General features: G+C 59.3%; 13 protein-coding genes. 12 read left to right on the top strand and 1 reads right to left on the bottom strand.

Annotation, left to right across the window (positions count from 1 at the left end; genetic code table 11):
* The first annotated feature begins 114 nt into the window (after window positions 1-114).
* The 11 genes from mutL (at window position 115) to B4U49_RS14795 (ending at window position 12413) form a co-directional block, all read left to right on the top strand.
* Complete coding sequence (gene mutL, locus B4U49_RS14845) at window positions 115-2013, top strand: DNA mismatch repair endonuclease MutL (RefSeq protein ID WP_078085388.1); 1899 nt, start codon at window positions 115-117, stop codon at window positions 2011-2013.
* A gap of 52 nt (window positions 2014-2065) precedes the next feature.
* Window positions 2066-3004 (top strand): tRNA (adenosine(37)-N6)-dimethylallyltransferase MiaA, encoded by a 939-nt coding sequence (gene miaA / locus B4U49_RS14840; protein ID WP_275078291.1) that lies wholly within the window; start codon window positions 2066-2068, stop codon window positions 3002-3004.
* Between the two features lie 164 nt (window positions 3005-3168).
* On the top strand, window positions 3169-3453 hold the full coding sequence (gene hfq, locus B4U49_RS14835) for an RNA chaperone Hfq (RefSeq protein WP_078085386.1): 285 nt from the start codon (window positions 3169-3171) through the stop codon (window positions 3451-3453).
* A 188-nt stretch (window positions 3454-3641) separates the two neighbouring features.
* Complete coding sequence (hflX, locus tag B4U49_RS14830) at window positions 3642-4979, top strand: ribosome rescue GTPase HflX (RefSeq protein WP_078085385.1); 1338 nt, start codon at window positions 3642-3644, stop codon at window positions 4977-4979.
* 95 nt (window positions 4980-5074) lie between these two features.
* The gene (hflK, locus tag B4U49_RS14825) at window positions 5075-6226 is read left to right on the top strand and encodes an FtsH protease activity modulator HflK (protein ID WP_078085384.1); all 1152 of its coding nucleotides are present in this window, start codon (window positions 5075-5077) and stop codon (window positions 6224-6226) included.
* A gap of 12 nt (window positions 6227-6238) precedes the next feature.
* A complete protein-coding gene (gene hflC, locus B4U49_RS14820) occupies window positions 6239-7114 on the top strand; it encodes a protease modulator HflC (protein ID WP_078085383.1) in 876 nt (291 codons plus the stop codon).
* 197 nt (window positions 7115-7311) lie between these two features.
* The gene (locus B4U49_RS14815) at window positions 7312-7512 is read left to right on the top strand and encodes a DUF2065 domain-containing protein (protein WP_078085390.1); all 201 of its coding nucleotides are present in this window, start codon (window positions 7312-7314) and stop codon (window positions 7510-7512) included.
* 56 nt (window positions 7513-7568) lie between these two features.
* A complete protein-coding gene (locus tag B4U49_RS14810; protein WP_078085382.1) occupies window positions 7569-8759 on the top strand; it encodes an ATP phosphoribosyltransferase regulatory subunit in 1191 nt (396 codons plus the stop codon).
* A 117-nt stretch (window positions 8760-8876) separates the two neighbouring features.
* On the top strand, window positions 8877-10199 hold the full coding sequence (locus B4U49_RS14805) for an adenylosuccinate synthase (RefSeq protein ID WP_078085381.1): 1323 nt from the start codon (window positions 8877-8879) through the stop codon (window positions 10197-10199).
* A gap of 158 nt (window positions 10200-10357) precedes the next feature.
* On the top strand, window positions 10358-11026 hold the full coding sequence (trhA, locus tag B4U49_RS14800; protein WP_078085380.1) for a PAQR family membrane homeostasis protein TrhA: 669 nt from the start codon (window positions 10358-10360) through the stop codon (window positions 11024-11026).
* Between the two features lie 145 nt (window positions 11027-11171).
* Complete coding sequence (locus B4U49_RS14795) at window positions 11172-12413, top strand: lytic murein transglycosylase (RefSeq protein WP_078085379.1); 1242 nt, start codon at window positions 11172-11174, stop codon at window positions 12411-12413.
* Window positions 12414-12538: 125 nt separating this feature from the next.
* Here B4U49_RS14795 and B4U49_RS14790 read toward each other — a convergent pair whose 3' ends face one another.
* The gene (locus B4U49_RS14790; protein ID WP_078085378.1) at window positions 12539-13555 is read right to left on the bottom strand and encodes a succinylglutamate desuccinylase/aspartoacylase family protein; all 1017 of its coding nucleotides are present in this window, start codon (window positions 13553-13555) and stop codon (window positions 12539-12541) included.
* A 189-nt stretch (window positions 13556-13744) separates the two neighbouring features.
* Between B4U49_RS14790 and B4U49_RS14785 the strand changes: the two genes are divergently transcribed.
* Window positions 13745-14941, top strand: a complete 1197-nt coding sequence (locus tag B4U49_RS14785) for a multidrug effflux MFS transporter (protein WP_078085377.1) — start codon at window positions 13745-13747, stop codon at window positions 14939-14941.
* The last annotated feature ends 37 nt before the right edge of the window (window positions 14942-14978 follow it).

Below are 14978 nucleotides of genomic sequence, written 5' to 3'. Positions count from 1 at the left end.
CAGGGATGGGTTTACAGCGGTTCCAGAAACAACATCTCGGTGCGCCGGCGCCACTGACTCTAAAAGAACCCCGAAGTATGTGGCAGCGGGGTAACGCCAAACACCAAGATCCCAATGCCTGAAAATATCCAGTTACTATCCCCAAGACTCGCCAACCAGATCGCCGCCGGTGAAGTGGTCGAGCGGCCAGCATCCGTAATCAAAGAGTTGCTGGAAAACAGTCTCGACGCGGGTGCAACACGGCTGGAAGTGGACCTGGATGCGGGTGGCACCAAGCGCATCATGGTGCGTGACAACGGCAAGGGCATCGAAAAAGAAGACCTGCACCTGGCGTTGGCCCGACATGCCACCTCGAAAATCCACGCACTGGAAGACCTCGAAGCGGTAGCCACCCTCGGCTTTCGCGGTGAGGCCCTCGCCAGTATCTCCTCCGTGGCACGGCTCACGCTTACCAGCAGCCGCGACGAAACCGGCAAAGGCTGGGTCGTATCCGCCGAGGGGCGAGAAATGGAAACCCAGCTCGCGCCTGCAGCGCATCCCCGCGGCACCACCGTGGAAGTGCGTGACCTGTTCTTCAACACCCCCGCGCGGCGAAAATTTTTGCGCACAGAAAAAACTGAATTCAACCGCGTCGACGACACCATCAAGCGGCTCGCCCTATCGCGTTTCGATGTCTCCATCAGCCTGCGTCACAACGGCAAGGGTGTGCACAACCTGCGCGGCGGCACCAGTCGTGCAGAAAAGGAACGGCGTGTCGCCCAGTTGTGCGGGCCGGCATTTATGCAGAATGCCTTGCACATAGAAATGGAGCGCAGTGGCCTGCGCCTGTGGGGGTGGGTGGCGGAACCCGCCTTCTCCCGGTCCCAGGCAGACCTGCAGTTTTTCTACGTCAATGGACGTGCCATCCGCGATCGAGTGGTAAGCCACGCAGTGCGTCGCGCCTTTGCCGACGTTCTGTATCACGGTCGACATCCCGCGTTTGTACTTTACCTGGAGCTGGACCCGGCCTCGGTGGACGTGAACGTGCACCCCACCAAACACGAAGTGCGCTTCCGCGATAGCCGTCTGGTACACGATTTCCTGTTCGGCTCCCTACATCGCGCTTTGGCGGATGTGCGCCCGGGACAGAAAGACGAGAATGAAGAAGTGGCACCGCAGGTGTCTGGTGTCAGTGCCGGTGAATTTGCCGGTCAGGAGCGCATGCCCCTGTCCCAGGTAGCACCCCAGGCGCCGACATCGCCGTCAGGGGGTGGATTCTCATCGTCCATGTACGGCGAACGCAGCTCTCCCGAGCGCCTGCAGCAGCAGATGCAGGGATATGGCGAACTGCACAAACCCTATGGCGGTGGCGTACAGGAAGCGCCTGCGGTAGCGACAGGCGCCCAGGGCTCGTGGGCGCAGTCGATCCCCGCGGCCTCTGACGAGGAAACGCCGCCGCTGGGATTTGCCATCGCCCAGCTGCATGGGATTTATATCCTGTCCCAGAATCAGCACGGCATGGTGGTGGTGGACATGCACGCAGCCCACGAGCGGATTGTGTACGAACAGATGAAGGCCGCTCATGCCGCTGGTGGAATCCAGGCGCAGCCGTTGCTAGTGCCGGTGAGTCTCGCGGTGAGCGAGGGGGAAGCGGACTGCTTCGAGGAGCGTGAGGAAGTGTTTACGGCTCTCGGTTTTGTGTTGCAGCGCGGTGGACCCGAAACCCTGATGGTGCGGCAGGTTCCGAGCATGTTGCACAGTGCGCCGGTCGAGCAGCTGGTACGGGATGTCCTTTCCGACCTGTTGGCGGAGGGGAGCAGCGACCGTATCGGCAACAAGATTAACGAGATTCTCTCCACCATGGCCTGCCACGGTTCCGTACGCGCCAATCGCAAGCTGACAATCCCGGAAATGAACGCGCTACTGCGGGATATGGAGCGCACCGAACGCAGCGGTCAGTGTAATCACGGCCGACCCACCTGGACGCAGGTTAAACTGGCAGATATGGATAAGTGGTTTATGCGTGGTCAGTAGAATGAGTAGTCCCGGTGCCCCCGGAAAAAAACGGCCCCGCGCGATTTTCTTGATGGGCCCCACAGCCTCCGGCAAAACGGATTTGGCTATGGCGATCAGTGACCACCTGCCGGTGGAGCTGATCAGTGTTGATTCCGCACTGGTGTATCGAGGGCTGGATATCGGCTCCGCCAAACCTTCACCGGAAGAGCTTGCCCGTTATCCCCATCGCCTGATCGACATCTGTGACCCCTCCGAGAGCTACTCCGCTGGCCGCTTTCGCGAGGACGCGCTGAGCGCAATGCAGGAAATCACTGCGCGCGGCAAAATTCCGTTGCTGGTTGGCGGAACCATGCTCTATTTCAAGGCTCTATTGCAGGGCATGGCAGAGATGCCCGAGGCCGACCCGGAATGGCGTGCGCAGACCGAAGCGCGTGCGGCCGAACAGGGCTGGCCCGCGCTGCACGCGGAGCTGGCAAAAGTGGATCCCGAACTCGCCACTGAACTGCACCCGAATCATTCCGTGCGTATTGAGCGGGCACTGGAGGTATACCACCTTACTGGGAAGACGATGACTCAGCTGCGCGCTGAGCAGCAGAGTGAGTCGCTGCATACACACTACGAAATCTGTCAGCTGGCCATAGTGCCCCGCGATCGGGCCATATTGCACGAACGTATCGCGCAGCGTTTCCAGCGAATGCTGGATAATGGCTTTATTGAGGAAGTGAAAGCTCTGCGCGCGCGCGGTGATCTGCACTGTGACCTGCCGGCGATCCGCGCGGTGGGATACCGTCAGGTATGGGACTACCTCGAGGGCGATTCCGATTACGATCAGATGGTGGCCGCGGGAATCGCCGCCACCCGCCAGCTGGCCAAGCGCCAGCTTACCTGGCTACGCCGCTGGCCGGACCTGACGCCTATCCACGCACAGGAACCTGGCGGCAAAGTCCGCAAAATCGATGAAATGTTGGTTGAGGCCTTGAAATTTCTCGGTACAGCAGCCATAACGTGAGTGGGCCGGTGTATCCGTCCCAGTTCAGTCAGTTATTCACAAGAGCCTGGTTACTTTTGGCTCATTTTATACGCCGCATCACCATGGCCGTTTCTTAGTCCGCGGGTTTCGCGGGCGCGATCGTGCGTCATCTGGCGACTTATCTTTTGGCAAGGAGAAAAAAGATGTCAAAAGGGCACAGCTTACAAGACCCTTACCTTAATGTTCTGCGTAAAGAACGTATCCCGGTTTCCATCTATCTGGTGAACGGCATCAAACTGCAGGGCCAGATCGAATCCTTCGACCAGTTCGTAGTGTTGCTGAAAAACACTGTGAGCCAGATGGTCTACAAACACGCAATTTCCACTGTTGTCCCGTCCCGCGCCGTACGTGTGCCGCTGATGAATCCGGCTGCACAGGGTGGTGAAGGCGCAGCTCCTGAGGGCGGTGAGCGCGATACTTTCGGCTGAGTTTGATTCTGCCGCTGTGTTTCAGCAGGCTCTGCGCGCGCTTTACATCTGCGCACTCGGGGCTTTTATGGGGCGCGCGGCAAGCCGTTGTATAAAAAGTAGTTACTCACAGCGCCCCGGCCCGTCCGGGGCGTCTGTTGTTCGGCGTCAGAACACTGGCGCATTGATAGAGCCCAAGAGAATAATCCTTGTTTTTTGATCGCCCGGAATCCGGTGAACTGGCCGTCCTGGTCCACCTGGAGCTTTCCGCCATCGACAGCCCCGACGACCCGCGGGAATTCGAAGAGCTGGCACTGTCCGCAGGTGCTGACCCGGTGGCATTTATCTTCGGCCAGCGCGCCACCCCTGATCCCAAGACATTTGTCGGTCGCGGCAAGTTGGAAGAAATCCAGGAAACCGTAAAAAAGCACGGTGCAGAGCTGGTGATTTTCGACCATACCCTGTCGCCCAGCCAGGAGCGCAATATTGAGCGGGAGCTCAAGTGTCGGGTGCTGGATCGCACCGGGTTGATTCTGGATATCTTCGCCCAGCGTGCGCGTACCCATGAGGGTAAGTTGCAGGTCGAGCTGGCGCAGTTGCGTCACATGTCCACGCGCCTGGTGCGTGGCTGGACCCACCTGGAGCGTCAGAAAGGCGGTATTGGCCTGCGCGGTCCGGGTGAAACCCAGCTCGAGACCGACCGCCGGTTGCTGCGGGCTCGTATCGACTCCATCGAAAAGCGCCTCGACAAGGTGCGTCGTCAACGGGAGCAGGGGCGCCGCGCCCGCTCGCGGGCGGAAGTGGCTACAGTGTCACTGGTGGGCTATACCAACGCCGGCAAGTCGACCCTTTTCAATCGTATTTCCAGTGCTGAGGTCTATGTGCGCGATCAGCTGTTCGCGACCCTGGACCCCACTATGCGGCGGGTAGAGCTGCCGAACGTCGGGGCGATGATTCTGGCGGATACCGTGGGATTCGTATCCCATCTGCCGCATCGCCTGGTTGAGGCGTTTCGCGCCACCCTGGAAGAGGCGGCTAACGCCACCCTGTTATTGCATGTGGTGGATGCCGCGGCAGAAAATCGCCTGCACCTTATTGAAGAGGTGCAGACGGTACTCGAGGAAATTGGCGCGGCGGATTTGCCCCATCTGCTGGTGTACAACAAACTGGATCTACTGGCCGACGCCGAGCCGCGTATCGATCGGGACGACCAGGGTGTGCCGCGCGCCGTATGGCTGTCGGCGGCCACCGGTGCTGGTTGTGACCTGCTGGTGGAAGCCGTTGCTGAGCGTCTCGGCCAGCAGATGGTGAGCGGCGCACTGGTGATACCGCCGCAACATGCCCGCCTGCGCGCGCAGCTGTTTGAAGGTAATGCCGTGCAGGGTGAGGATTATCGCGACAATGGTGACATTGAACTCAAGGTGCTGTTGCCGCGTTCAGAGCTGCAGCGCCTGATGGCGCAGTTCCGGGATGTGGGCAACCCGCCGCAGTGGTTGCCGGAAGATCCCGACGCAGAACCAAAACCTGAAGATTGGGAAGTCGACTGAGCAATCGCCGTCGATAGGCATACTGCCTGGTCAGTGAAATGCTAGAATTTCGCGACAGCTAACGATTAATAAGTTGAATGAGTTGGAGTAAATAAATGGCCTGGAACGAACCGGGTGGTAACAACAAAGATCCCTGGGGTGGCGGCAATCGCAACAATGACGGCCCGCCCGATCTCGACGAGCTGCTGCGCAAGATGCAGCAAAAACTGAATGGCCTGTTTGGCGGCAAGCCCTCCGGCTCTGCGGACGGACGTCCCGGCGGTGGCAGCTTCCCGTGGTCGCTGGTGATGATCGTACTGGCGGTGGTCTACGGCCTGTGGGGCTTCTATCAGGTGGACGCGAACGAATCCGCCGTGGTGCTGCGGCTGGGTAAATACCACAGCACCGAAACCTCCGGTCTGCACTGGAATCCGCCGCTGGTGGATCACGTCACCAAGGTGAACATGACGGAGGTGCGTACCGAGCGCACCACCGGCCAGATGCTGACCGAAGATGCGAGTATCGTGGATGTGGTGCTGCAGGTGCAGTGGCATATCGACGACGCCGAGTCCTTCGTGTTACGCGTGCGCGATCCCCTGAAGAGCCTGCAGGAAGCCACGGACAGTGCCCTGCGCCACGTGGTCGGTTCGCAGACGCTGAACGGCGTGATCTCCCAGAATCGTACCCAGGTATCCGCGGATACCCAGGTACGCCTGCAGGAATACCTCGATCTGTACCAGACCGGTATTCGCGTTGACGTGGTCAACCTCACCGACGCCAAGGCGCCGCGCGAAGTGCAGGACGCATTCGATGATGTAGTACGCGCCCGTGAAGATGAAGTGCGTCTGCAGAACGAAGCCCAGGCTTATTCTAACCAGGTGATACCGGTCGCCCGCGGTCAGGCCCAGCGGATGATTGAAGAGGCGGAAGCCTACAAATCCCGTGTGGTGGAAAGTGCCCGCGGTGAGGCGGCGCGATTCACCGCCCTGCTGTCCGAGTTCGAGCGCGCACCGGAAGTTACCCGCGAGCGTATGTACCTGGATGCGGTGCAGGAAGTGATGAGCAACACCTCCAAAGTGATGGTGGACGTGGAAGGCGGTAACAACATGATGTACCTGCCACTGGATAAGCTGGCCGAGGGCAGCGCCGCAAGTGCCAGTCAGCGCCCGCAGATTTCCCCGCAGGTGATCGACGAGATTTCCCAGCGGGTGATCAACCAGTTGCGCACGGAAGTTAACAACAATCGTCGCAACCGCGAAGTGCGTTAAAAGGGGGTTGCAATGAACAACAACAAATCACTTTTTATCATCGCGCTGATACTGGTCGGCCTGCTGGTGTTGTCCGGAAGTGCTTTCGTGGTCAAGGAGACCGAGAAAGCGGTACTGGTGCGCTTCGGTGAGGTAGTACGCACGGATTACGGTCCCGGGCTCTACTTCAAGATCCCGCTGGTGCATGAGCTGCGCAAGTTTGACGCCCGTATCCAGACTGTCGACTCGCAGCCAGTCCGCATGCTGAACAGCGAAAACAAGTTCATGATGGTGGACTCGTACGCGAAGTACCGCATTTTTGATGTGGGCCGCTTTTACGTGGCTACCCGCGGTGACGAGCGTAATGCGGTGCGCCTGCTGGCAGAGCAGATCAATAACCGTCTGCGTAACCAGTTTGGTGTGCGCGACCTGCACGAAGTGGTGAGCGGCCAGCGCGACGAGCTGATGGCCGAGATCACCACGAACCTGAACGAGACCGCGCGCAAGGACCTGGGTGTGGAAATTGTCGACGTGCGGGTAAAGCGCATTGACCTGCCGCCGGAGGTTTCCGAATCGGTATTCCAGCGTATGCGCGCCGGTCGTGAGCTGGAAGCGCGGGATCACCGTGCGAAAGGTCAGGAGGCGAGTGAGCGTATCCGCGCCAATGCAGATCGCGAGAAAGTGGTGATTGAGTCCGAGGCCTACCGCAAGGCGGAAGAGGTACGCGGTGCCGGTGATGCCGAGGCGGCCAAAATCTATGCCGAGGCCTACAGTAAAGACCCGGAGTTCTATCGTTTCTCCCGCAGCCTGACTGCGTACAAGGAGTCCTTCAAGAACAAGAGCGACATGCTGCTGGTTGAGCCTGACAGCGAGTTCTTCCGCTACCTGAAGGATCCGTCTGGCAAGTGATGCCAGCCCCGGCGCCGCTCCAAAGGCGGTGCTGGCGGCAGGGGAGTGGTCTTGGCACCCCGGATTGTGGCCACACTCCCGCCAAATAGTGGTAAAATCCCCAAAACCGGGCCGGCGCCCGGTTTTTTTGTGCCGGCCCGATTTGTTGAATCCCTGTTGTTGAACCCGAAAGCGAAATGCTGACTGGAGCTACCAAGGTGTGGGAAGAGCTGGCCCGGGCTATCGGCCTGGTACTGATCATTGAAGGTATTTTGCCTTTTCTATACCCGCGCCGCTGGCGCGCACTGGTGCAGCAGCTGGCATCTGTGGATAATCGCAGCCTGCGCACGGCGGGGCTGGTATCCATGCTCGTCGGCACAGCCCTGCTAATGCTGATCGGCGGCACGTCGTCAGCGTGATCACAGAGGTTCAAATCGGCCCAGTGCCGCACTGTTAACTGTCGAACGCCCACACCATGACCCAAGCCGAACGCTGGATGCTACCGGATGGCATCGCTGAGATTTTGCCCGCAGACGCCAAACGGGTGGAAACCCTGCGCAGAGATTTGCTGGACCTCTATCATCGCTGGGGGTATGAGCTGATCATTCCGCCGATGGTGGAATTTACCGATTCCCTGCTGATTGGCATGGGGCGGGACGTGGACCTGAGCACTTTTCGAGTGACCGACCAGTTGTCTGGTCGCAGCCTGGCTATCCGCGCGGATATCACACCGCAGGCGGCGCGTATCGACTCTCACAGCTTTCCCCGCAGCGGCGCCAACCGCCTCTGCTATGCGGGGCAGGTGCTGTACACCCGACCCCGGGCGCCCATGGGACCCCGTGCGCCGATTCAGATCGGTGCAGAACTATACGGTGTCGAGAGTCTGCAGGGGGATATCGAGGTCATCAGCCTGATGATCGAGACCCTGCGCACTGCCGGCATCCGCGAAATCCACCTGGATCTCGGTCATGTGGCCATCTTCCGCAGCCTGGCGCAGGCCGCCGGTCTCGACGAGGAGCAGAAGAGCGACCTGATCGCGCTGCTGCAGAGCAAGGCGGTAGCGGATATCGAACGCTGGGTGGATGAAAACATCGCCTCGGCGGACGCGGCCAACTGGCTGCGCACCTTGCCGCGACTGGCCGGGGGCACCGAGTGCCTGGCGCGCGCGCGGGAAGTTTTTGCCAATGGTCCTGAAGCCTTGAAGGGCGCACTGGAAGAGTTGCAGCAGGTGGCCGACGCCGTCGCGCGCCGTTACCCACAGGTGGCGCTGTTCTTTGATCTCGGCGAAATGCGCGGTTACGACTACGAAACCGGGCTGGTATTTGCCGCTTACTCTCCCGGCCACGGCCAGGCCCTGGCCAACGGTGGTCGCTATAACGGGATCGGTGCCGTATTCGGGCGCGACCGTGCGGCCACAGGTTTCAGTACTGACCTGGCGGCGATCAACGCGCTGGGTGGCAATGGCCACAGTGAAGCCGGTGCTATCCTCGCACCGGCCAGCGACTGTGAACAGCTGTGGCAGACCGTCGAGTCCCTGCGTGCCGGGGGCGAGGTGGTAATTACCCTGATGACCGACGCTGGCAGCGACGACAGTGAAACCCTGTCCCGCTGTGACCGCGAGCTGGTGCAGGAGGGGGCAACCTGGGTGGTGAAGCCACGCGCTTGAACCCTAAGCTTGGCAATTGGCCCCGTGCCAGTTGAACCGAATTTGAGGCCGCACGACGGGCGCGGCCGACATTTCTTTCCGCCCGTCTACTGAACTGACGACACGAGATTTACGCACATGGGCAAGAATGTAGTGGTGCTGGGCACCCAGTGGGGCGATGAAGGCAAAGGCAAGATCGTCGATCTGCTGACCGAAAAAGTCGCGCTGGTAGTCCGCTTTCAGGGCGGTCACAACGCCGGCCACACGCTGGTGATCAACGGTGAGAAAACCGTCCTGCACCTGATTCCCTCCGGTGTACTGCGCCCCGATGTGACCTGCCTGATCGGCAACGGCGTGGTGCTGTCCCCGGAAGCCCTGCAGAAAGAGATGGGCGAGCTCGAGGCCGCCGGTGTTCCGGTGCGCAAGCGCCTGCGCCTGTCCCCGGCCTGTCCGCTGATCCTGCCGGTACACGTGGCTCTGGACCAGGCGCGCGAGAAAGCCCGCGGCGCCAAGGCAATCGGTACCACCGGTCGCGGTATCGGCCCGGCGTATGAAGACAAAGTGGCCCGTCGCGGTCTGCGTCTCGGCGATCTGTGCAACTGGGACAACTTCTGCGCACAGTTGAAAGAGCTGCTGGAGTACCACAACTTCGCGCTGACCGAATACTACAAGGTTGATCCGGTAAGTTATGAGGAGACCCTCAAGCTGGCGGAAAACTGGCGCGACGACCTGGTACCGATGATCGCTGATGTGGCAGACATGCTGCACAAGGCGCGTGAGAACGGCGAACACATCCTGTTTGAAGGTGCCCAGGGTTCCCTGCTGGATATCGACCATGGCACCTACCCGTTCGTTACCTCCTCCAATACCACCGCTGGCGGTACCGCCACCGGTTCCGGTTTCGGCCCGCTTTACCTGGACTACGTGCTAGGCATCACCAAGGCCTACACCACTCGCGTGGGCAGCGGACCTTTCCCGACTGAGCTGGGCTGCGACGTGGGCCGTCACCTGGGTGAGAAGGGCCACGAGTTCGGTGCCACTACCGGTCGCCAGCGCCGCACCGGCTGGTTCGATGCCGTTGCCGTACGCCACGCGATCCGCATCAACAGTATTTCCGGCCTGTGCCTGACCAAGCTGGATGTACTGGACGGCCTGGAAGAAGTGAAGATCTGTGTCGGTTACCGCAACAGTGCGGGCGAAGAAGTGCCGGTGCCGTTTGATGCCGCGGGCTGGGAAGGTGTGCAGCCAGTGTATGAATCCATGCCAGGCTGGAGTGAGACCACCTTCGGCGTGCGCCGCGAAGCCGAGCTGCCACAGGCTGCGCGCGATTACATTGCCCGTATCGAAGAGCTGGTGGGCGCGCCCATCGATATCATTTCTACCGGTCCGGATCGCGTGCAGACCATCGTGCGCGAATCTTCCGCCCTGTGCGAAATGGGTATCCACAGCCCCAGCGTCTGACCTCCCTCCTATCTGAGCGCGGTCCGGGATTCCAGTACTCTCTGGTCCCGGACAGTGCTTGCCTCGCGGCACCTAAACCTCGATCATGAGACTGTTATTCAATTTACGGTCACAATCCTCTGCCATACTGGCACTGGTGTGCAGATCGGGGAACCACTATGTCCAGTAGCCTGTCCGCCGGTGTCGGCAGCCGATACAGCTTGGCGGAAGAACTCGCCAACAGCATCACGCACGGTGTGGGCGCATTGCTCGCTATCGCCGGCCTTGGTGTGCTGTGCGGATTTGCCGCGCTACGCGGCGACGTTTGGCATATTGTCAGTAGCAGTATTTACGCGGCTACCCTGATCCTGTGTTTTGCCTCTTCCACGCTCTATCACAGCATCACCCACGCTTCCGCCAAGCAGGTACTGCGCACGCTGGACCACTCGGCAATTTTCCTGCTGATCGCGGGTACCTATACCCCGTTTACCCTGGTTACCCTGCGCGGTCCCTGGGGCTGGTCCATCTTTGGTGTTATCTGGGGGCTGGCTTTGCTTGGGCTGATTATTCAGTTCACCCCGCTGAAGAAAATCCGCGCGCTGTCGATTACCCTTAGCGCATTGATGGGCTGGGTGGTGATTGCCGCGATCAAGCCGTTGATGGATAACCTCGCGCCGGGCGGTCTCTGGCTGCTGGTACTGGGTGGTCTGTGTTATACCGGTGGCATCGGTTTTTATCTGTGGCGCAGCCTGCGGTTTCACCACGCCATCTGGCACCTGTTTGTGCTGGCCGGTGGTGCGCTGCACTTCTTTGCCATTCTGTTTTACGTGATCCCCCCGGCGAACTGAGTCGCGCCGGGCCAACTCCCGGCTTCGGCTTGGTTGAAAAGAGTGTCGTGCCGGTCACAGCCTGAGTGACTGGCGTCAATCCTCCCTTTCCGTTACCTGTCATCCGTTCTACCCTTGAGCGAGCTGTTACTGCCAAGGAGTCGTTATGGGCCAGGTTGCCTTTCTGCCGGCGCGTCGCACCGGTTTTCTTTCCGTTCTAGTTTCTTTTTTATGTGTCCTGCCACTACTGGTCATACCGGCTTTCGCCAGTGCCGCTGCGGATCCCGGTTTTGAAAAATGGAAAAAGGAATTCCGCAAGACTGCGATGAAGGAGGGCATCACCGCCGAGACCTTCGATCGCGCATTCAAGGGCATCGACTCTCCCGATCAGTGGGTGCTGGATAAAGCCAGTTTCCAGCCGGAATTCAAGGCGCCGGCTTGGCAGTATTTCGACAATCGTATTACCAAGTATGCGGTACAGCGAGGTCGCGCCAAGAAGCAGGAATTGAAACCGTGGCTGGACAAAATCCAGAAACAGTCGGGAGTGAACCCGAATATCCTGCTGGCTATCTGGTCGATGGAATCGAGCTTCGGCGCAATCCTGGATAACCAGACGGTAATGCGCAGTGTGGTACGGTCCCTGGCGACCCTGGCTTATGCGGATCCCAAGCGCAAAAAGTTTGGCCGCAGCCAGTTGCTGGCGGCGCTGAAGATCCTGCAAAGTGGTGATATCGATGAGAGCCACCTGACCGGATCCTGGGCCGGTGCCATGGGGCACACCCAGTTTATCCCCACCAGTTACCAGGCCTATGCCGTGGATATGGATGGCGATGGCAAGCGGGATATCTGGAATTCGGTACCCGATGCGCTGGCGACAGCGGCAAACCTGTTGAAGAAAAATGGCTGGGTCTCGGGGCAGACCTGGGGCTACGAGGTGACGATTCCAGATCACAAGCTGCCGGCGGGCAAGTTGAAGATTTCCGAGTGGGAAAAACTCGGGGTAAAACGCGTGCGCGGCCAGAAGTTTCCGCGTCCGGACGATATCGCCGAGCTGAAGGTCCCGGCAGGCCGCAAGGGGCCGGCATTCCTGATGCTGAAGAACTTCTTTGTGATCAAGCGTTACAACAACTCGGATCGCTACGCGGCGGCCGTGGGCATTCTTGCCGATCAGATTGGCGGCGCCGAACCGCTTACCAAAGACTGGAAGCGTCCGTTTACCAAACTGGATCACGATGAGGTCATCGAGCTGCAGACCAAACTGAAAGAGAAAGGCTTCTACGACGGTGAAATCGATGGCAAGGCCGGTGGTGGCACTCGCAAGGCCATTCTCAAGTTTGAGGAAGAGGCCGGGGTTGAGTTGCAGGGATTCCCGAGTAAAGAAGTACTGGACCTGTTACGCAAAAATTGAATCGAGTAATCTTGCTTTCTTGTACCGGTGTCGGCGACGGATATGTCGTCGACACTGCGGAAAGCTCTCTCCCGAATCCTTCCCTTCCCGAAAAATTTTCCGTTCCAAAGCAATGCTGCCCGGTGTCAGAAATTTTCCTCGGGCAACAGCGTATCCTGCAATAGTTCCAGGTTTTCGAGTACCTCATTGGGTTCCTGAAAATACGCCACGTGGTACATCGCTTCACCTTCCTGTACCAGCGGGATATTCTGCTTGCCGATAATGATGCCGTCGGCATCCGCCAGCACTGTATCCAGTTCGTTACCGTAGAGATCGGCGATGGTGGCGAGGATGTCGCCTTTCTTTACATGATCCCCCAACTGTTTTTTGTGATTAACGATGCCGCTGTCACCGGCGCGCAACCAGCCACTGCGTCGCGCTACGAAGGGTTCGATGCCCTGACGCCCCTTTTTCGGCGGCAGCATCTGCAATTTTCTCAGTACATTCAATACACCGCGTACGCCTGCGCGGATGCACAGCTCGTCGAAGCGCAGGGCCTCCCCGGCCTCGTACAGCAATATACGCACGCCGAGGTCTGCGGCGGCCTGGCGCAGGGAACCGTCGCGCAGAGTGGCGTTGAGCAGTACCGGTACACCGAAGGCACTGGCGATTTCCCGGGTTTCACTGTCGTCGAGGTTGGCGCGTATCTGCGGCAGATTGCTGCGGTGGAGGGCGCCGGTGTGCAGGTCGATACCGTAGTCGCATTTGGCGACGACTTCTTCGAGAAATACATGGGCCATACGTGCCGCCAGAGAGCCGCGGGCGGAACCGGGGAAAGAGCGGTTGAGGTCGCGACGATCGGGCAGATAGCGGGACTGCTGCAACACGCCGTAAACATTCACCACCGGAACGGCGATCAGAGTGCCGCGCAGAGACTTCAAGGCCTTGCTATTGATCAGGCGACTGATGATTTCCACCCCGTTCAATTCATCTCCGTGAATGGCGGCGCACACAAACATGGTGGGACCGGCCTTTTTACCGCGATGAACATAAACTGGGATCGCCATTTCGGTATCGGTATACAGGCGCACGATAGGCAGTTCGATTTTGCGGGTTTCGCCACGGGGAACTTCGACGCCGGCGATTTCAAAGGGATCTGGCATGGAGACTTCAACGAAAAATAATGACTTGCGGGTTATTGTAGTTGTGACCCTGTGATTCGTGGAAGTCAGGATTTTACGCCCCCTTGGACTGCAGCCGAGTACTGTTAGAATCGGGGCATGTTCGGGCAGTGCGGTCCGGCGGTACCTTCTACCTTCTACTGGCTATTGCCAGCCGAGATACGAGAGCCCATGAAACCCGAATTGATCAAGATGGCCCTGATGCTAGGCCTACTCAGTTGCGTCGGTCCCTTTGCCATCGATATGTACCTGCCAGCCATGCCTGCAATGGCGGAAGACTACGGCGTGCCCACGGCCATGTCCCAGTACACCCTGGTGTCTTTTTTCGTGGCGTTTGGTGTCTGCCAGCTGTTTTACGGCCCGGCTGCGGATATGTTCGGGCGCAAGCCACCGCTGTATTTTGGCCTGGGAATTTTCCTGCTGGCTTCCATCGGCTGTGCCCTGGCACCCACCATCGAGTGGCTGATCGCCCTGCGTTTTGTGCAGGGGGTCGGGGCGGCCTCGGTAATGTCGATTCCACGGGCGATTATCCGCGACCGCTATACCGGAACCGAGGCCACGCGCCTGATGACCACGGTAATGCTGGTAATCTCTATTTCACCGATGCTGGCACCGCTGGTTGGCAGCCTGTTGATGGCGCCTTTCGGCTGGCCATCGGTGTTCTATGCGGTCGCCATGGCAACTGTGGCCAGCCTGCTATTGATTCGCTTCGCTCTGCCGGAAACCCTGCCCGTCGCCGAAAGAGTACCGCTGAAAGTTTCCGCCATGCTGGATGCTTTCAGGGTGCTATTCCGGGACGCCTACTTCATGGGAATGACACTGATTGGCGGCATGGGGATGGCGAGTTTTTTCTCCTTCCTGTCCATTGCTGCGTTCTTGTATACAGACCATTATGGGCTGACTCCGACCCAGTTCAGTCTGGCATTTGCACTCAACGCCCTGGGCTTTTTCCTGGCCAGCCAGTTTGCCGCCAACCTGTGTGAGCGCTTTGGCGGTGTCGCGGTAGTGAAATGGGCGGTGATCGGCTTTTCCCTGAGTGCGGCAGCCAACCTGCTGGTAAACCTCGCCGGTGTGGATAACTTTGTGGTGCTGGTGGGATTGCTGTTACTGGGAAATTCTTTTCTCGGCCTTGTTGTGCCGACCACCATGGTTCTGTCGCTGGATGATCACGGACCTATTGCCGGTACCGCCGCCGCGCTCGGTGGCACCATGCAGATGATGCTTGGAGTGGCAGCCATTGGTATCGTGAGCGCGGTGTTCGATGGTTCGCCGCTGATTTTGGTGGCCGCAATCGCCATTTGTGGTGCGGGTGCTGCGTTGCTGTTTGCATTGACGTTGCGGCAGTCTCCCCAGGCGATTACGACCTGAGGGAACCTTCATGGCCTGAATGGGAATCGCCCGGCAA

Source organism: Microbulbifer mangrovi, assembly GCF_002009015.1.
In the GTDB taxonomy this organism is placed as follows: domain Bacteria; phylum Pseudomonadota; class Gammaproteobacteria; order Pseudomonadales; family Cellvibrionaceae; genus Microbulbifer; species Microbulbifer mangrovi.
The sequence above is the reverse complement of the archived record's forward strand: the minus strand, read 5'-3'. Positions and strand labels throughout refer to the sequence as shown.